Origin of the sequence: Rhodococcus sp. NPDC058639 (genome assembly GCF_042717545.1) — a bacterium.
Taxonomy (GTDB): Bacteria; Actinomycetota; Actinomycetes; order Mycobacteriales; family Mycobacteriaceae; genus Rhodococcus.
In genome coordinates this window covers 439,486-456,772 of the sequence record NZ_JBHXRF010000003.1, presented here as the reverse complement: position 1 = coordinate 456,772, position 17,287 = coordinate 439,486, and the positions used below count along the sequence as shown (strand labels likewise).

Below are 17,287 nucleotides of genomic sequence, written 5' to 3'. Positions count from 1 at the left end.
GAGGATTTCATTGGACGGAATAGTCACCTGGCGCGCACTCTGGAAGCACCTCGATACGGAAGCAGGTGTGCAGACGTGCAGGAGATTCGCGCCACCGGTGGGCCGACACAACCGGAGATCTACGACGCCGTACTGATCGGCGGCGGCATCATGTCCGCGACGCTGGGGGCGTTGCTCACCCGACTCGAGCCCGACTGGTCGGTCCTCGTTCTCGAGCGCCTCGACGACACGGCGGCCGAAAGCAGTGCCGCCTGGAACAACGCCGGAACCGGCCACGCGGGATTTTGCGAACTCAACTACATGCCAGATCCCGGCGATCCGTCCCGGGCCGCAGAAATCGGGCGGCAGTTCCGGATCTCTCGTCAGTTCTGGGGGTCACTCGTCGGATCCGGTGATCTCGCGGCGTCGTTCACGAATACGACACCCCACATGAACGTGGTGTTCGGGGAGCAGGACGTCCGCTATCTGCGGCAACGATACGAAACACTGCGCCGGTCGCCGCTGTTCTCGGACATGGAATACACCGAGGATCCCGACATCATCGCGCGATGGGCACCGCTGCTGATGGACGGTCGAACCGGGTCCGGTGCTGTCGCGGCCACCCGCAACGAGCGCGGCACCGACGTCGACTTCGGCGCCCTGACCAGGGGTTTGCTCAAAGGAATGCTCGAATCCGGCGCGGAAGTTCGGACGGGCCACGAGGTGACGCGGCTACGCCGCGATCGAGACGGACGATGGACCGTGTCGGGACGAGGCAACACCGAGGACGGCCGGTTCACGGTCCGCTCCCGGTTCGTTTTCGTCGGGGCAGGAGGGTACGCACTCACACTCCTCCAGAAAGCACGCCTCCCGGAGGTTCGTGGTTACGCGGTCTTCCCGATCGGAGCGCAGTTCCTTCGCACCGACAACCCCGATCTGGTGTCCCGTCACGACGCGAAGGTCTACAGCCAGGCGGACGCAGGCGCACCGCCCATGTCGGTGCCGCACCTCGACAAGCGGGTGGTCGATGGCCACGGCGCGTTGATGTTCGGCCCGTACGCCACCTTCAGCACGCGTCTGCTCAAACACGGCCGGCTCACCGACCTGCTCACAACGATTCGACTGCACAACATCTGTTCGCTTCTCGCGGTGGGCATCCGGAACGTGTCGCTGGTTCGCTACCTCGTCGGACAGCTTCTGGCTACACCGGAACGGAAGTTCGGTCAGCTGCAACGGTTTCATCCGGCAGCGTCGCCCGGCGATTGGTACCCGATCGACGCGGGTCAGCGCGCACAACTGATCAAGCCGGATCGGCGCAAGGTGGGAGTGCTGACGTTCGGAACCGAGATCGTCACCGGTGCGGACGGTTCCATCGCGGGTCTGCTGGGGGCGTCACCCGGGGCGTCCGTCGCGCCCGCCGCCATGGTCGACGTGCTCACCGCGTGTTTCCCCGACCGTGTTCGCCACTGGGCGGCGACGCTCCAGCAGTTGATGCCGGGACTCGCGCGGTCCGGTAGCGCCGGTGAAGAACCGTCGGAGAGTCGAGTGTGAACGGATGATGGGGTTCGACGGACCCGTGACTGTCCGCCGGCTCAGCCGGCGGCAGCGAGGACTTGCTGTTCCAGGGCCGGTCGGGGCGCGAGGATGGCCGAGTCCAGGAGTGTCTCGGCCTGGTCGTCCGGAATGGACAGTGCCAGGCAGAGCTCGGTGAGAACACCGTTGCGCGCGGACCGGAGCATCTTCTTCTCACCCAGTGAGAGTCCACACCGGTGCTCACGGCGAGTCAGGTCTCGGACGACGCCTGCGGTGACGAGGAGGTCGCCGAGCCTCAACTTGTCCTGGTGGTCTTTGAACCTGCGCGACCAGCCGTTGTCTTCGGGGGGTGTGGGTGCGTGGAGAACGTCGAAGAGATCTTTGAGTTCCGTGGTGTCGTAGATTTCGCGGAGCCCGAGTTCCTCCGCCTTGGCGACGGGCACGTCGATCGTGAGATCGGACCTGTGGACGGCGAGCCGGAGATACGACAGTCGAGTGGTCTTGATCGTCCGGTCGAAGATCTCGATGACGGTTGCTGGGCCGTGGTGGGGATGGACAACGATTTGACCGGTCGAGAACTGCATGGGGACTGCTTTCTTGTGCACACGGACGTCGGAATCGACCGTCCGGTGGGCGTTTATCGCGGCACCGAAACGATTGTCGCGCCATCTGCGGGGAAACGCAGTGACGTAGACACGGGGCGCCGCACCCATACGGATGGACGTGCCGGAGCCCGCGAGCCGACTCTTCTATTGTCCCACTGGACCGACACGTCGTGCCGGGTGAGATCTCTCACGCGGTGTGCGTCACGGCCGCATCCCCGCCACGAATATCGAAACAAGTTGCGGGACAAGGCCGGGCGTCGCCTCGCGAATCGCTTCGGGCTGGGGGCGGGTGATCATACCGATTGCGAGGACGAGTTCGAGTGCGCCGAGATCCGGGCGGACGAGTCCCTCGGATCGTGCAGCGGCGAGCAGTTTCTCGACCCCGGCGAGCGTTCGCGCCTGTGAATCCCGGACAGGCCCGGAGATCTCGTCTGCGACGAAATCGGCCAGTGCCGCGGCCAGGGCGCCCAGATCCAAATCCACGAGCCGGTGGACGAAGTCGACCCACGCGGTGTCCGGAGCGCTGCCGATCAGATCGAGTGCCTCGTCGGCGGCGTCCTGGATCTCGCCGAGGATGGACAGCGACACCTCGTCGGCCAGTGCGGACCGCGACTCGAAGTTTCGGTACAGGGTGGCGATCCCCACTCCCGCGGCCTCGGCGATGTGCTCGAGCGCGACGTCGCTTCCTTCTGCGGCGAACAGGCGCCGTGCTTCCCGGACTATCGCCTGACGACGCTTGGCGGCATCGGAACGCATGAGTTCTCTTTCTTCGGGGTGCCGGTGATGGCTGCACGAGGGAACGGGTCGTGGTCCATTTGACACCAGAACCTTAACCGGAGGATTATCTTCCGCTATAATCGGAGGAATGTCATCCGGTTAGTCCCGGTTTCTTGTGAAAGAAGAGTCGATGTCCCACCCCACCGCCGATACGCCCGCTCGTGACGCGGACCCGTCCACCGTCGTGAACAGGCGCAAACCCCACTCGGCGTTCATGCTGCTGGGCATGACCGCCGGCCTCGGCGTGATCTTGGTACTCCTGCTGATGGTCTTCATCATGCCGTCGCTCGAGAGCGGGGCACACGACCTGAGCGTCGGCCTGGCTGGGACGCCCGGGGTTGTCGACGACTTCGAGCAGGCCCTCGTGACCGCCGCTCCCGACGCGTACGCACCCCAGCGGTACGACTCGGAACAGGATCTGCGCGACGCCATCCTCGACCGCGAGGTCGTCGGAGGGTTCGTCGTCGAAGACTCGGGGGTGCACGCGCTGGTCGCCAGTGCCGGTTCGGCCACCATCTCCGGCACACTCGCCGGTACGGCCAACGCTGTGGGCCAGGTGACGGCCTCGCCGGTCACGGTGGAGGACGTGGTCCCGCTCCCAGCATCGGACCCGACCGGTGTCGGAATCGGCGGATTGGCCTTCCCTCTCGTGTTCGGCGGCATCGTCCCGGTCGTCGCGTTCCGCAAAATTCTCCCGCGCAGCAACGGCTGGTACCTGGCGGGGCTGTTCACCTTCGCCGCCGTCGGTGGGACCATCGTCGCCGCCGTTCTCACCTATGCGTTCGGCAGCGTGGACACGGGATTCTGGGCAGTGGCAGGTTCTATCGCCATGGGGATTGCGGCACTGGCGTTCCCGCTGGCCGGGCTCCAGAAGCTGTTCGGGGCCAAAGGTTTCACCATCGGTGCGATGGCGATGATGTTCCTCGGAAATCCCCTCGCCGGAATCTCCACGACCTCGGCGTGGCTCCCGAGCGGGCTCGGCACGTTCGGCCAGATTCTTCCCCCCGGCGCAGCCGGAACCCTCGTCCGTTCCGCGGCCTACTTCCAGGGGGCGGGCGGGCTCGTGGCGGCGTGCACTCTCGCGGCATGGATCGTCGTCGGACTGGCGCTGTATGTGATCGGCATGCGCCGCACCCGGGTGGAAGCGCCGGTGACTGCCTCTCCCGTTCCGGCAACCTGAAGGCCGAAAACCGTTTGTCCCGCTCGGCCCCCGCGCGTACCGTCCTTTCGGTTAGCCGTGCAAACGATCGAGGAGACACACCGCATGGACGCGATCACCCAGCGGGACATCAGAGCCTCGTTCGTCAACTGCTCCAAAGGGGAGGCCAAGCGGCTGCCGGCGCCCCGCGACCTTGCCGACCGGCCCTGGGAGGACCTGGATTTCCTGGGATGGACCGACCCCGCGTACCCCGGCCGCGGATACATCGTCGTACCCCGCGAGACCGGTCTCGTCGGGATCGCGATGCGATTCGAACCGAACGGTTCCGGTAAGTCGCAGATGTGCACGGTGTGTCTGACCACCCACACGCGAGGCGGGATCGCCCTGATGAGTGCCGGGAAGGTCGGTGACGCGGGTCGCGCAGGCAACACTCTCGGCACCTATATGTGCATCGACCTGGCATGTTCGCTGTATGCGCGGGGCAAGAAGAAGCCCGCACTCGGAAGCCGGTACCGCGAGGATCTCGGCCCCGAAGAAAAGATCGCGCGTGTTCGCGAGAATCTCCACGCGTTCGTGGACGGGCTCTTTCACTGACGGTTTCGTGCAGCCTCGCGGGCAGTCGTGTTCCGGGACGCCGCCGCATTGTTTGGCATGATCGGTGGTGCCCCGGACGGTGCGGGTTTCCACGGTGACGACGAGCAGGAGCCACGGGTGTCGCAAGCAAAAACAGATACGGCCCCCACTCGGCGTCGCGGCGCCGGACCGCGGATCGCCGGGGCCGTCGCCGACGCGGTCGCCCGGGGATATTCCGCGCTGGCCCTGACGCCGGTTCCCGGCGCACTCGTGGTTCGGGCCGTGTTCGAGCGTGACGCGAAGCGGCTCACGGCGAAACTCGACGAGGGAGCCCCCGAGACACAGTTCGTCGGGGGTCTCCGGTATCGGGAGGGAGACGTGGACGCCTGCCTGGATGTCTACAGTCCCACCGGAACCACCTCGGTGCTCCCGACGATCGTCTGGGTGCACGGCGGAGCGTGGATCGCCGGTAGCCGCGCCGACTACGCCGGTTACTACCGGCGCCTGGCGGACGCCGGGTTCACCGTCGTTTCGGTCGGCTATTCACTCGCGCCGCGACATCGTTACCCCGCCGCGGTCCAACAGTTGGCGGACGCACAGCGCTACTTGCTCGACCACGCCGAAGAACTGCACATCGACACCGACCGCATCGTTCTGGCGGGAGATTCGGCCGGCGCTCAGCTGACGGCTCAGCTCGCACTGGCTGTGACGGATCCGTCCTACGCCGCCGCGCTCGGTGTCACGCCTCACTTCGCGTCCGGCCAGGTCAGGGGCGTGGTTCTCAATTGCGGAATCTACAACGTGGCCGCCTTGGACGGCGGCAGCGACCTGGTCCGCTGTGGTGTCGAGCAGGCGATGTGGGCCTACCTCGGGGAACGGAAGTTCGCGGAGTCGGAGGCCGCGCGGCAGATGTCGACTCTCGATCTCGTCACCGCGGACTTCCCGCCCACCTACATCACCGGCGGCAATGCCGACCCACTCACCGCGACGCAGTCGCGACCGTTTGCGGAGAGGCTGACCGGCCTCGGCGTCGACGTGGATTCGCTGTTCTACCCGGACGGCCACGAGCCGGCACTGGAACACGAGTACCAGTTCGACCTCTCCACCCTCGACGCCCGGGACGCGCTCGCGCGCACGATCGGCTTCGTCCGGAAGGTGACCGCCTGAGCGGTCACCGGCCGGACGGCGCGGGGGTCACCGTGCGGCGAGGTCGCTCACCACGCGTTCCGCGAGCGGCCGCGACGAGGCCGGATTCTGACCCGTGTACAACGTGCGGTCGACCACCAGGTGCGGCTGCCACGCGTCTCCCGAGGAGAACAGGGCACCGGCTTCCTGAAGCCGGTCCTGCAGAAGCCACGGTGCCTTGCCGGCCAGCCCGGCCTGCACTTCCTCGATGTTCGTGAAGCCGGTCAGCTTGTAGCCCTCGAACAACCAGCGGCCTCCGGAGGCGAAAGCGGGCAGGAGGGCGGCGGGGGCGTGGCACACCATCGCGACGACCTTCCCCGATTCGATGAAGTGACGCACGAGTTCACCGAAGCGCTCGTCGACGGCAAGGTCCTGCATGGGCCCGTGACCTCCGGGGACGAACAGCAGGTCGTAGTCGGCGGCGTCGACGTCTTCGAGGACTGCCGCGCCGGCCAGCGTCGGCTGAAGTTCTTCCAGGGCCTTCTTCAGTTCCGCGGCGCGGTCCTCGCCGCCCGCTGCATCGGGCTCGAGACTGGCCTGGTCTACCACCGGCGTACGACCGCCCGGCGTGGCGACCGTGATGTCGTAACCGGCCTGGTCGAACACGGTGTACGGCTCGACCAGCTCTTCGGCCCAGAACCCGGTGGGATGCTGCGAGCCGTCGCTCAGCGTCCAGTGGTCGGCTGCGGAGACCGCGAAAAGCACGTTGGTCATGATGGTCCTCTCCGGTTGATTCCCCGTTCTGCCGCGTACCCACTCGGGGTGCGGCGGACACGGGGCACTGCACGAACGGCGATCGCCGGGCCCGGATACTCCGGACCCGGCGACCCGCTGGGGTTTGCGCCCATGTTTCGGACTAGCTGAGCACCTCTTGGGCGATGGCCGCGAGGCGCGTCTGGGCGGCGGACACGACGCCGTGACGATTCTTGTGTGCTTCCTCGTACGCAACAATTGCGCGGATGTCGGACGCTTCGGTGAGTTCCTTGACCGCTGCGACGGCGCTGCTGACGTTGAGCTTGTCGTAATCCTCGATCGGCAACTCGTCCGCAGTGAGGACACCCGATGCGGTGCGCACCCGGTGCAGGGCTTCCGCCGTGCCGTCGGCGCCCTCGCGCCGACTGACCCGTTCCGCCGTCTCGAGAGCCGAATCCCGGCTGGCGCCGAGGGTCTTGGCCGCGACGTCACCGGCGTGTGCGCCGCGCGTCAGGATCGACTCGATCCGCGGACGGGTCGAGCGGGCGGCGTCGATCGCGCGGTCCAGGCCACGGGTGGACCAGTTGACCGGGGTATTCATCAAGCGCACCGCCGCGCCGGCTGCCGCCTGAAGAGGGGTGCGCCGCAAGGCTGCGGGCCCGCCGAGCGCTTCTTCGGCGATCACGGTGGTCAGCCACTCGACAGTCGCGCTGTGCGCCTTGATGAGTTTGTCCGCGAGCGACACGATCGACGAGTTGCCGTCCGCCGTCGCCAGCGCCTTGACGTAGCGGGCGCGGTCGAGCAGTTGATGTTCGAGAGCGAGGTCACCGAGCAACGCTTCGTCGAACGGCTGCGCCTGTTCGGTCAGCGTCTTGACGGCGGTGGTCGCCCGGCCGAGGACCGGGCCGATCACGTCGGGCAGCCCGCCGAGGTCGCGGATGGCTTCCTCGATCGCAATGGCGCGAACGCGGCAGTTCTGAGCGTTCTCGGTCAGCTCCCGGCGCACCGCTTCGGTACGAGCCTGCGCGACACGGGTCTCTGCCACCTGGGTTTCGGCGTGGGTGAGCTGGTGCAAGGTGCGGAGCTGGGTGAGCAGCGCCGCGGTGTTGGTCTGGGTCATCGTGTGTTGCTCCTTCGCGCTTGGGGTCGATGGGCTCCAGCGATGTCACTTGTCACGGCTACCCGGCGAGAGTGATCCCTAACATCGCGTGATGCAGGACACAATCGAGTACGCTTGACCCAGCAGAAATTTCCTTTCACGGCCCGGTCTCCCGGGCCAGGGGCGTGCGCGCGTTGTTTAGGGGCGCGACGTCCGGGGCATAGCTCCCAGCACGTCGGTGAGCCAGAGAACCTACGAGATCGAGCCGCAAGGCCTCTCCGGTGTTCTGCTCGGCACTCGAGTGAGACGAAAATGGAGACAGCGAATGACGACCGTAGTACCCCCTAGTCCGTTGGCGGGTCCGAAAAGTCCCAATAGTCCGGGTTCTTGGGCGCAGTCGAGCGTCGCCGGTACGCGGCACAGTGCGCCGGATCTGTCGGAAACCGTGTTCGTCGAGCATTCCTGGGCCGGCCCCACGCTGTTCGCGTGCCTGATGCTGCTGGGGGGCATCGCCGGAGGGGTCCTCATGGGATCCCTCGGTGCGGGCATGGCGTTCGCCGCGATGATCGGTGGTCTCGCAGCACTCCTCGTCGCCTGTCTCTGACCCGGATCGTCGTCGCCGCGCAAGGCGGAGAGATCCGGCTCACGGGGCCCGGGCCACGCACGGCACTTCCGTTTGGCATTTCCGCTGCGGGCCGGCATGCGGACGTGCACTATCTGTTCATGTCGGCGCCGTGGGATGAGGACGGCGGCTTCGCGTGGGAGCGCCGCGAAGCCGGCCACAGCTGGGAACAGATCGGTAGCGAGCTGGGATGCCCGCCGCACGTCGCCGAGGAGCTCGGGGAGAGATACCGGGCGGAGATCGATCGGCTGACGATGCGCGACCAGATTCCGCTGTTCGACCTTCCCGAGTGACGTCGTCCGCGCTGCAATCCTGTCCTGCGAGCCCGGCCCGTCATCGAGTCTCGTGTGGTGCGCTCAGGCGGCCCTCGCGTTCGACCTGCACAATCGTTGCGGTGTCCGTCGCATGTGGTAAGCCGTAGCGACGACCGAGTCGACCACGAGGGGGCCCACGCGTGCTCACGCTGCACCGTGCCGAACGCACCGACATCCTTGCCGACGCGCTCGGCGAGTTGCTGACGGCGCCGCTCGACGACCCGTTCGCACGCGACATCGTCGCCGTGCCCGCTCGCGGCATCGAGCGTTGGCTCACACAGCGTCTGTCCACGGTGCTGGGCGCAACCCACACCGACGGTGTCGCCGCCAACATCGACTTCCCGTCGCCGTCCCGGTTGGTGGCAGAGGTGCTCGCCGCCGCGTCGGACACCACCGCCGAAGACGACCCCTGGCTCCACTCCCGAGTGTTGTGGACCGTGCTCGACGTCATCGACGACTCCGTCGGAGAGCCGTGGTGCGCCGCGCTGGCACGGCACCTCGGCCACGGCGCCGACGACCATCGGGCGGGTCGCCGGTATGCGACCGCCGCACATCTCGCCGACCTCCTACGCAGCTACGGACTACAGCGACCGGACATGATCGCCGAGTGGGCGGCCGGGCGGGACACCGACGGAACGGGCGCTCCGCTCGCCGACCACCTCCGCTGGCAGGCCGAATTGTGGCGTCGCGTGCGCGACCGCATCGGCACCGACAGCCCTTCCCAGCAACTCGGCACCCTGTGCGCGCGGTTGCGTGCCGAACCGGAGATCGTCGGCCTGCCCGGCCGCGTGTCACTGTTCGGCCCCACCCGTCTCGACGCGGTGCAACTCGCGGTGGTCTCGGCGCTCGGTGCCCACCGCGACGTCCACCTGTGGGTTCCGCACCCGAGTCCTGCCATGTGGACTGCGCTCGCGGACGGAAAGACTCCGCTGTGTCGCGCCGAGGACGACAGCGCGCTCCGTGTCCGGCACCCGTTGCTCGCAGCGCTCGGGCGCGACGTGCGCGAGTTCGAAAGGCGGCTGTCGGGCCTCGAGGCCACCGAGATCACCCACACGACCCCCGAGCCGCCCGCCACGTTGCTCGGCCGAGTGCAGTCGGACATCCGGGCGGACCGCGCCCCGGAGCCGGGCTCGGCGCAGGCGGACGGCACCGTCATGATCCACGCATGTCACGGACCGACCCGTCAGGTCGAGGTCCTCCGTGAATGTCTGCTGCACCTGTTCCAGGACGACCCCACCCTCGAGCCGCGCGATGTCGTCGTGATGTGCCCGGACGTCGAGACCTACGCCCCTCTCGTGCACGCCGCGTTCGGGCGGGGAGTGGGCGAGCACCCCGGGCACACGCTGCGGGTGCGACTCGCCGATCGTGGGCTGCGCCAGACCAATCCGGTCCTGTCGGTGCTCGACAACCTCCTCGGCCTCGCCGACGCCCGCGTCACGGCCAGCGAAGTGCTCGATCTCGCGGCGTCGGCCCCGGTTCGGCGCCGGTTCGGGTTCGACGACGACGATCTCGAACGGCTCCAGGAGTGGGCGGCCGAGACCGGAGCGCGCTGGGGACTGGGCACGTGGCAACGCCGCCCGTTCGGTCTGGCGGACTTCCCGCAGAACACCTTCGGGACAGCCCTCGACCGGATCCTTCTCGGCGTCGCCGCCGACGAGTCCGGCGGTGAATGGCTCTCTCTCGCATTGCCCCTCGACGACGTCGACAGCAACGACATCGACCTGGCCGGCAGGTTCGCCGAGTACATCGACAGGCTCACGGTGTCGCTGCTGGGGATCCGGGGTCCGCACGCGGCCGAGAAGTGGTCGGCCGCGCTCACACAGGCGCTCGATCTGCTCACCGATGCCGCGCCCGCGGACGCATGGCAGCTCGCGCAGGCCCACCGTGAGATCGGGGCCGCTGTCGAGCACGCGGGTGGCGCGGAACTGCGGCTCGCCGATGTGCGCGCCATGCTCGCGAGCCGCCTCGCGGGGCGCCCGACCAGGGCCAATTTCCGCACAGGCGAACTCACCGTGTGCACGATGGTGCCGATGCGGTCGGTACCTCATCGCGTGGTGGTGCTGCTGGGCCTCGACGACGATGTCTTCCCCCGCAATGCGCACATCGACGGCGACGATGTTCTTGCGCAGAATCCGTGTGTCGGAGAACGGGATTCCCGCAGCGAGGATCGTCAGTTGCTTCTCGACGCGGTGATGTCCGCGACAGAGCGGGTTCTGTTGTTCTACACCGGCGCGGACGCCGTCACCGGTGCCGCGCGGCCACCCGCCATCCCGCTCACGGAGATTCGCGACGTGATCACGACGATGGCCGGCACGACCGCCGACGACGAGGCGATCGTGCGCCGTCATCCGTTGCAGCCTTTCGATCCCCGCAACTTCCGGGCCGACGCCCCGTTCGGTTTCGATGCTGCCGAATTGGCGGGAGCCCGAGCAACACAACGGCATTCGCGCGATCCGGTAGCACCGTCCGGTTTGGCGGTGGATACGCTCGTTCCTCCGGTGCTCACGGACGTCGACCTCGACGACCTCGTCGCGTTCCTGGTTCACCCGAGCCAGGGCTTTCTGCGGCAACGTCTCGGCGTACGAATCCCGGAGCTGGACGAAGGCATCGTGGATGCTCTCGATGTCGAACTCGACCCGCTGGCAAAGTGGAACCTCGGCGACCGCATGCTCGAAGCGCGGCTGGCGGGCATGTCGGCCGCGGATTTCCGGGCGGCGGAGTGGCGCCGCGGCACGCTGCCCCCGTATGCGCTCGGCGAGAAGGTGCTGGACGACGTGACGTACGAGGTCGAAGGCCTCGTCGCGGCGTGTGCGCCGGTCCATGCCGGACGCGCACAGACCGTCGACGTCGTCTTCGATCTCGGGGACGGTCGCAGATTCACCGGCACAGTAGGCGGTGTGCACGGCACGGTCATCGCCCGGAGCACGTACTCCAAGCTCGGTCCCAAACATCGACTCACCGCGTGGGTGCAGTTGCTTGCCGTTGCTGCGTCCGGCCGGCCGGGGCAGTGGCAGGCTGTCACCACCGGGCGAAGCCGCTCGCGGCTGCCGGCGTGGCGGTCCACGCTGCTCGCCCCCGCCGATGCCGCAGAGCAACTGAGGCGCCTCGTAGACCTGCGCGACCGGGGACTGCGGACACCGTTGCCGATGGTCACCGGAGCGTCTTCCGAATATGCCGAGCGGCGGCACCGGGGCGACTCTGTCGAGATGGCGATCACCGCGGCGAGCCGGGCTTTCGGCGGTGCATTCGGTGACGGGCAGGATCGGCACGTGAGCTACCTGCACGGATCGGGAGTGACGCTCGGTGCTCTCACGGACCCGAAGCCTCTCGACGACGAACGTTCCTGGTTCGACGATCCCAGTCGTTTCGGTGTCCTCGCGCGCCGGTTGTGGGAACCGTTGCTCACGTCGGAGAATCAGGCCAGGCCGTGACGGAAGGAAATTTCGTGTCCGCATCGTCGTCGGCGACATCGAGCGTGTCCACAGCGAGTTTCGATCTGCTCGCGCCCCTGCCCGAGGGCACCACCGTCCTCGAAGCCAGTGCCGGTACGGGCAAGACCTACGCCATCGTCGGGCTCGCGACGCGTTTCGTGGCCGAGGGCGTGGTCGACCTGTCCCAGCTTCTGCTGGTGACCTTCAGCCGTGCCGCAACCCAGGAACTGCGCGAACGTACCCGTAACCGGTTCGCGGAGGTGGCGACCGCTCTCGCCGACCCGGACGAGGCCCGGGGGAGCGCAGATCCGCTGATCCGCTACCTCGCCGCGGACGACGTCCACGACCGCCGCGCGCGACTGCGTCAGGCGTTGTCGGATTTCGACGCCGGCACCATCTCCACCACGCACGGCTTCTGCCAGAGGATGCTCGGTGAACTGGGTATCGCCGGTGAACGCGAGCCGGATGTCACCGTGGTCGAGAACGTCGACGACCTCACCGCCGAGGTGGTCACCGATCTGTACTTGCGCCGGTACGGGCGGAGTGAGGCGCCGATCCGTTTTGCGGAGGCGAAGACCGCAGCACGCGCCGCGATCTTCGATCCCCAATCCGAACTGGCTCCCGAGGGCGCCGACGGCACTCCCGCGGGCGAGCGGGTGGACTTCGCGCGCGAGGTGCGGAGCGAGGTCGAGCACCGTAAACGGCGTATGGGCTTGCGTGACTTCGACGACCAACTCGCTCTCCTGCACCGCGTTCTGCTCGACCCCGACCACGGGGAAGATGCGTGTCGCCGCGTGCGCGACCGGTTCGGTGTCGTGCTGATCGACGAGTTCCAGGACACCGACCCCAAGCAATGGGAGATCCTGCGGCGGGCATTCCACGGGCACTGCCGGCTCGTGCTCGTGGGCGACCCCAAGCAGGCGATCTACGCCTTCCGCGGCGCGGAGGTGCTGAGTTACCTCGACGCGGTGTCCTCGTCCGACGCGCATTGCGAGCTGACCACCAACTGGCGTAGCGACGCCGACTTGGTGGCAGCGTGCGAGTACGTGTACGGCGGTGCCGCGCTTGGCGATCCGCGTATCGTCGCGAACCGGGTCGATGCCGCACAACCCAAATCCCGGATAACCGGTCTTGCCCCGATACGGCTGAGGCATCTTCCGCGCGCCGGGGCCGGTCCCCTCAACGACTGGGGATTCCCCAGGAACCTCGACGGGCTCCGGGCGCGTGTCGCCCAAGATGTCGCGGCAGACATCGTGAAGATCCTCGACAACGACGATGTCACAATCGATCTCGGGCGTGGCCCGGAGCGTGTCGAGCCGGCTCACATCGCGGTGTTGCTGCGCAAGCACAAGCAGGTCTCCCTCGTCCACGACGCGCTCGTGGCCGCCGGCGTGCCGTGTGTACTGGCAGGGGGGACGAGTGTGTTCTCCACCTCGGCGGCCAGGGAGTGGTTGTGGGTGCTCTACGCGCTGGAGCAGCCGCACCGGGCCGATCGCGTCCGGCTTGCGGCGCTGACCCCGCTGCTCGGGCGCACCGTGTCCGACGTCGACGAACGCGGCGACGAACTGGTCGCCGAAATCGGGAGCTTGTTGCGCGAGTTGTCCGCGGTGTACATCCGATCGGGTTTCTCCGCGGTATTCGAACGCATCGGAGCGTACGGCGCGCTCGAGGCGCGACTGCTCGAGGAGCCGTCGGGCGAACGCCGGCTCACCGACTTGCGGCACGTCGCACAATTGCTCGAACATGCGGCCGCCGGCCAGTCGCTCGGGCTCGCGGCACTGACGCGGTGGCTCGAAGACAGGATCAACGACCCCGACGGCGGTTCGGCCGACCGGATCCGGCGTCTCGACAGCGACGCCGCTGCCGTGCAGATCCTCACCGTGCACGGCAGCAAGGGCCTGGAGTTCCCGGTCGTCTACGTTCCGTACGGCTGGGACGCCGCGAAGAACCCCGAGCCCGACAGGCTCCTGCTCCACGAGAACGGACGTCGCATCCTCGACGTGGGCGGCAAAGGCAGTCCCGGCTACGCGGAACGTAAGCGCACGCACGACGAGGAAGAGGCCGGCGAAGAACTGCGACTGCTGTATGTCGCTGTCACCCGGGCGAAATGCCAGCTCACGCTTTCCTGGGCACCGTCGACTCCCACGTCGCGATCACCGCTGCACCGGTTGCTGTTCGCCCGCGAACCGGGCTCACCGGAGCCGGCCGCGGAGGGACGAGTGCCCCACGACGAAGCGATGGCGGAGGAGTTCCACAAGTGGGCCGCCCCCGCGGGCGGACTGATCGCCGTCGAACCCGTGGGACAGTTCCCGATTCCTCACCTCACCTGGTCGGCGCCCCGGGAAGAATACGGCCGGCTCGCCGCGGCGACGTTCGACCGGGTGATCGACGAAACATGGCGCCGTACATCCTATTCGGCGCTCACCGCCGCCGCGCACGACGAGCCGGGTGTGGGCAGCGAAGTGGAACAGCCGGAGAAGGACGACGAGCCGGAAGAGGCTCCGCTCGTCGGTGCGGACACTGCCGTCACCGGGACAACCGCCGCGGGTATTCCGTCCCCGATGAACCATCTCCCCGGCGGCACGGTGTTCGGCACCCTCGTGCACGCGGTGCTGGAAGTCGTCGATACCTCGGCTGCCGACCTGGAAGCCGAACTTCGTGCCTGCTGCCGGGAGGTCGTCGCGCAGCGCTTGTCGCAGATCGACGCCGACGAACTGGCCGCCGCGTTGCTCCCGGTGCTGCGCACCCCGCTCGGCCCGCTCGGCCGGACCCTCGCCGATTTCCGCCCCGCCGACAGGCTCGCGGAACTGGACTTCGAATTGCCGTTGACCGGCGGTGACACCCCGGCGCCGATCACGGTCACGCTCGAGGGCGTGGCGAGCCTGATGCGCCGGCACCTCGCCCCCGGTGATCCGATGCTGCCGTATGCCGATGCGGTGCGGCACCTCGAGCCGGTGCCGCTGCGGGGCTACCTCACCGGCAGTATCGATGCGGTACTGCGTACGCCCGAATCCCGTTTCGTCATCGTGGATTACAAGACCAACCGTCTTGCGCGCGTCGACGAACTGACCACCGCGCACTACACCCGTGAGGCGATGGCCGCCGAGATGATCCGTGCGCATTACCCGATGCAAGCCCTGCTGTATGCGGTGGCACTGCATCGATACCTGCGCTGGCGTCTGCCGGGGTACGACCCCGAGGTGCATCTCGGCGGGGTGCAGTACCTGTTCGTCCGGGGGATGGCAGGCCCGGAAAGCCCACTCGGCAGCGGTGTCTTCGACTGGCAGCCTCCGGCCGCCCTCGTCACCGATCTGTCGGACCTGCTCGCCGGAAAGGCCGTGTCGTGACAGATGCGCGAATAGCCCAGCGCGGCAAAGGCGCCCTCCGGACGTTCAACGAGGCGGGCGCCCTCGCTGCCGCGGACGTGCACGTCGCCGTGCGCCTCGCCACCCTGGGCGGGGAAGCGGACGCAAACGTGCATCTCGCTACCGCACTCGCGGTCCGCGCGGTGCGCGCCGGTTCCGTGTGCCTCGACCTGACCCGCCTGCGTGACGTCACCGTGGAGGAGGACGAAAACGGGAATCCCCTGGTCGCTCCCGAAGACCTCCCGTGGCCGCGAGACGAGGACGTCCTCGCCGCCCTGCGCCGGAGCCCGCTCGTCGTGGGCGGCGGCCCGGGAGCACTGCGCCCACTGCGTCTGGTGGAGACCGCCGACGGGCCGCTGCTGTACCTCGACCGCTACTTCCGGCAGGAGCAGACGATCCGGCGGGTCCTGGCCGAGCGTGAAGGCCGCTTCCCCGAGGTCGACGAGGAGCAACTTCGTTCGACCCTCACCGACCTGTTCCGGGACCAGGTGGACCCGTCCCTTCCCGCTCCTGCCCCCGACCGGCAGCGCATCGCCGCCGCGCTCGCGGCCACCCATCTGACGACGGTGATCGCGGGTGGCCCGGGCACAGGCAAGACCCATACGGTCGCACGCATCCTCGCGTTGCTCACCACGCTCCACGGGCGCGACCTGCGGATCGGCCTCGCCGCTCCCACCGGAAAGGCCGCAGCCCGCCTGCAGGAATCGGTGCGCGAGCAGGAAACCGAGCTGAAACTACCTCCGGACCTCACGGCGATGACCCTGCACCGGATGCTGGGATGGCAACGCGGCCGCACCCGGTTCCGCTATCACGCCGGCAACCACCTGCCGTACGACGTGATCGTGGTCGACGAGACGTCGATGGTGTCGCTGACGATGATGTGCCGTCTGCTCGAAGCCGTACGTCCAGACACGCGGCTGGTGCTGGTGGGCGATCCCGATCAGCTCGCGTCCGTGGACGCCGGTGCGGTGCTCGCCGACCTGGTCGGCCGGCCCATCACCGGCACGCTCAACCCGGTGTTCGAGCGTGCGGTGCCGCACGACCTCGCCGTCCCGCGCGACCTTGCCGCCCCCGGTGATCTGGCAGAGCGCGGACTGAGCGTCCGGGAACACGCACGGTTGCGTGGCGGTGTGGTGCGTCTGAGCCGGGGACGCCGCTTCGGCGGTGCAATCGCAGAGTTGGCGACCGCGGTCCGGCAGGGTGACGGCGACAAGGTCATGGAGATCCTCGCGAGCGGCAGCCCCGAGGTGTCGTTCGTGAGCCCGTCGGATCTCACCGCACTCCGGGCAGACGTGGTCCGGTCGGCCGAGGAGGTGACGGCGGCAGCAGAGCGCGGCGACGTCGCCGCAGCACTCGAGCGGTTCGAGAGCCACCGGTTGCTGTGTGCGCATCGCGACGGTCCGGCGGGTGTGAAACGGTGGGCACGCCAGGCCACCGAATGGATCGGGGCCGCCACCGGACGCTATCTCGATCCGGAACGCTGGTATCCCGGACAGCCGCTGCTCGTCACGGCGAACGACCACGACATGCGCATCTACAACGGTGACACCGGCGTGGTCGTCCGGCGCGGGGACGAACTTGTCGCGGCTTTCGCGCGGGGAGAGGAACCGTATCTGCTGCACCCCAGCCAGTTGTCCGCCGTGAACACGGTCTATGCGATGACGATTCACCGCAGTCAGGGCAGCCAGTACGGCACGGTGTCGGTGGTGCTGCCCGAAGCGAAGTCCGCGCTCCTCACCCGGGAACTGCTCTATACCGCGATCACCCGGGCTCGCGTCCACGTCCGGGTCATCGGTACCGAGGAATCGGTGCGCGCCGGTGTGGCACGGCAGGTGCTGCGAGCGAGCGGTCTACGCCGGGAAATCCCAGCGTAGTCGTCCCGCCCGGCTCCGACGGTGCCATGCTCGTACAGGTGGACGGGGACACCGGAGCGGAAGCGGACACGGGCTGAC

The 17,287-nt window shown here is 68.0% G+C and carries 13 protein-coding genes; 9 read left to right on the top strand and 4 right to left on the bottom strand.

The window, feature by feature from the left end; translation table 11 throughout:
- The first annotated feature begins 75 nt into the window (after positions 1–75).
- Positions 76–1,530 carry a malate dehydrogenase (quinone) gene (mqo, locus tag ACFWU2_RS07840; RefSeq protein ID WP_378603478.1) on the top strand — a complete coding sequence of 485 codons (1,455 nt, stop codon included), beginning with the start codon at positions 76–78 and terminating at the stop codon, positions 1,528–1,530.
- A 41-nt stretch (positions 1,531–1,571) separates the two neighbouring features.
- Here mqo and ACFWU2_RS07835 read toward each other — a convergent pair whose 3' ends face one another.
- Positions 1,572–2,096 carry a CarD family transcriptional regulator gene (locus ACFWU2_RS07835; protein WP_378603475.1) on the bottom strand — a complete coding sequence of 175 codons (525 nt, stop codon included), beginning with the start codon at positions 2,094–2,096 and terminating at the stop codon, positions 1,572–1,574.
- Positions 2,097–2,318: 222 nt separating this feature from the next.
- Positions 2,319–2,873, bottom strand: coding sequence for a TetR/AcrR family transcriptional regulator (locus tag ACFWU2_RS07830; protein WP_378603472.1), 555 nt, complete (start codon positions 2,871–2,873; stop codon positions 2,319–2,321).
- A 151-nt stretch (positions 2,874–3,024) separates the two neighbouring features.
- Here ACFWU2_RS07830 and ACFWU2_RS07825 point away from each other — a divergent pair, with 151 nt between their 5' ends.
- From ACFWU2_RS07825 to ACFWU2_RS07815, 3 genes are all read left to right on the top strand, one after another.
- On the top strand, positions 3,025–4,074 hold the full coding sequence (locus tag ACFWU2_RS07825) for an ABC transporter permease (protein ID WP_378603468.1): 1,050 nt from the start codon (positions 3,025–3,027) through the stop codon (positions 4,072–4,074).
- An 84-nt stretch (positions 4,075–4,158) separates the two neighbouring features.
- The gene (locus tag ACFWU2_RS07820; RefSeq protein WP_378603465.1) at positions 4,159–4,647 is read left to right on the top strand and encodes an FBP domain-containing protein; all 489 of its coding nucleotides are present in this window, start codon (positions 4,159–4,161) and stop codon (positions 4,645–4,647) included.
- 57 nt (positions 4,648–4,704) lie between these two features.
- The gene (locus tag ACFWU2_RS07815; RefSeq protein ID WP_378603462.1) at positions 4,705–5,793 is read left to right on the top strand and encodes an alpha/beta hydrolase; all 1,089 of its coding nucleotides are present in this window, start codon (positions 4,705–4,707) and stop codon (positions 5,791–5,793) included.
- A gap of 27 nt (positions 5,794–5,820) precedes the next feature.
- Here ACFWU2_RS07815 and ACFWU2_RS07810 read toward each other — a convergent pair whose 3' ends face one another.
- Both ACFWU2_RS07810 and ACFWU2_RS07805 read right to left on the bottom strand, forming a co-directional pair.
- Entirely contained in the window at positions 5,821–6,525 is a 705-nt protein-coding gene (locus ACFWU2_RS07810; protein ID WP_378603459.1) for a type 1 glutamine amidotransferase domain-containing protein, read from the bottom strand.
- Between the two features lie 142 nt (positions 6,526–6,667).
- Positions 6,668–7,624 (bottom strand): ferritin-like domain-containing protein, encoded by a 957-nt coding sequence (locus ACFWU2_RS07805; protein WP_378603456.1) that lies wholly within the window; start codon positions 7,622–7,624, stop codon positions 6,668–6,670.
- A 304-nt stretch (positions 7,625–7,928) separates the two neighbouring features.
- On the opposite strand from ACFWU2_RS07805, the gene ACFWU2_RS07800 reads away from it, so the two are divergent.
- From ACFWU2_RS07800 to recD, 5 genes are all read left to right on the top strand, one after another.
- Positions 7,929–8,207, top strand: a complete 279-nt coding sequence (locus ACFWU2_RS07800; RefSeq protein ID WP_378603453.1) for a hypothetical protein — start codon at positions 7,929–7,931, stop codon at positions 8,205–8,207.
- Between the two features lie 119 nt (positions 8,208–8,326).
- On the top strand, positions 8,327–8,518 hold the full coding sequence (locus tag ACFWU2_RS07795; RefSeq protein ID WP_378603450.1) for a hypothetical protein: 192 nt from the start codon (positions 8,327–8,329) through the stop codon (positions 8,516–8,518).
- 161 nt (positions 8,519–8,679) lie between these two features.
- Positions 8,680–11,970: an exodeoxyribonuclease V subunit gamma gene (gene recC / locus ACFWU2_RS07790; RefSeq protein WP_378603448.1), complete on the top strand. Its 3,291-nt coding sequence runs from the start codon at positions 8,680–8,682 to the stop codon at positions 11,968–11,970.
- Between the two features lie 14 nt (positions 11,971–11,984).
- Entirely contained in the window at positions 11,985–15,317 is a 3,333-nt protein-coding gene (locus ACFWU2_RS07785; protein WP_378603446.1) for a UvrD-helicase domain-containing protein, read from the top strand.
- Positions 15,314–17,209, top strand: coding sequence for an exodeoxyribonuclease V subunit alpha (recD, locus tag ACFWU2_RS07780; protein WP_378603443.1), 1,896 nt, complete (start codon positions 15,314–15,316; stop codon positions 17,207–17,209). Before ACFWU2_RS07785 ends, recD begins: the two co-directional genes overlap by 4 nt.
- Positions 17,210–17,287 lie beyond the last annotated feature (78 nt).

Excerpts from the sequence above, each read along its gene's own strand:
- ACFWU2_RS07820 (WP_378603465.1), top strand. The coding sequence starts at position 4,159 with ATGGACGCGATCACCCAGCGGGACATCAGAGCCTCGTTCGTCAACTGC.
- ACFWU2_RS07830 (WP_378603472.1), bottom strand. The coding sequence starts at position 2,873 with ATGCGTTCCGATGCCGCCAAGCGTCGTCAGGCGATAGTCCGGGAAGCA.
- ACFWU2_RS07835 (WP_378603475.1), bottom strand. The coding sequence starts at position 2,096 with ATGCAGTTCTCGACCGGTCAAATCGTTGTCCATCCCCACCACGGCCCA.
- ACFWU2_RS07800 (WP_378603453.1), top strand. The coding sequence starts at position 7,929 with ATGACGACCGTAGTACCCCCTAGTCCGTTGGCGGGTCCGAAAAGTCCC.
- ACFWU2_RS07810 (WP_378603459.1), bottom strand. The coding sequence starts at position 6,525 with ATGACCAACGTGCTTTTCGCGGTCTCCGCAGCCGACCACTGGACGCTG.
- ACFWU2_RS07805 (WP_378603456.1), bottom strand. The coding sequence starts at position 7,624 with ATGACCCAGACCAACACCGCGGCGCTGCTCACCCAGCTCCGCACCTTG.
- ACFWU2_RS07825 (WP_378603468.1), top strand. The coding sequence starts at position 3,025 with ATGTCCCACCCCACCGCCGATACGCCCGCTCGTGACGCGGACCCGTCC.
- ACFWU2_RS07815 (WP_378603462.1), top strand. The coding sequence starts at position 4,705 with ATGATCGGTGGTGCCCCGGACGGTGCGGGTTTCCACGGTGACGACGAG.
- ACFWU2_RS07795 (WP_378603450.1), top strand. The coding sequence starts at position 8,327 with ATGTCGGCGCCGTGGGATGAGGACGGCGGCTTCGCGTGGGAGCGCCGC.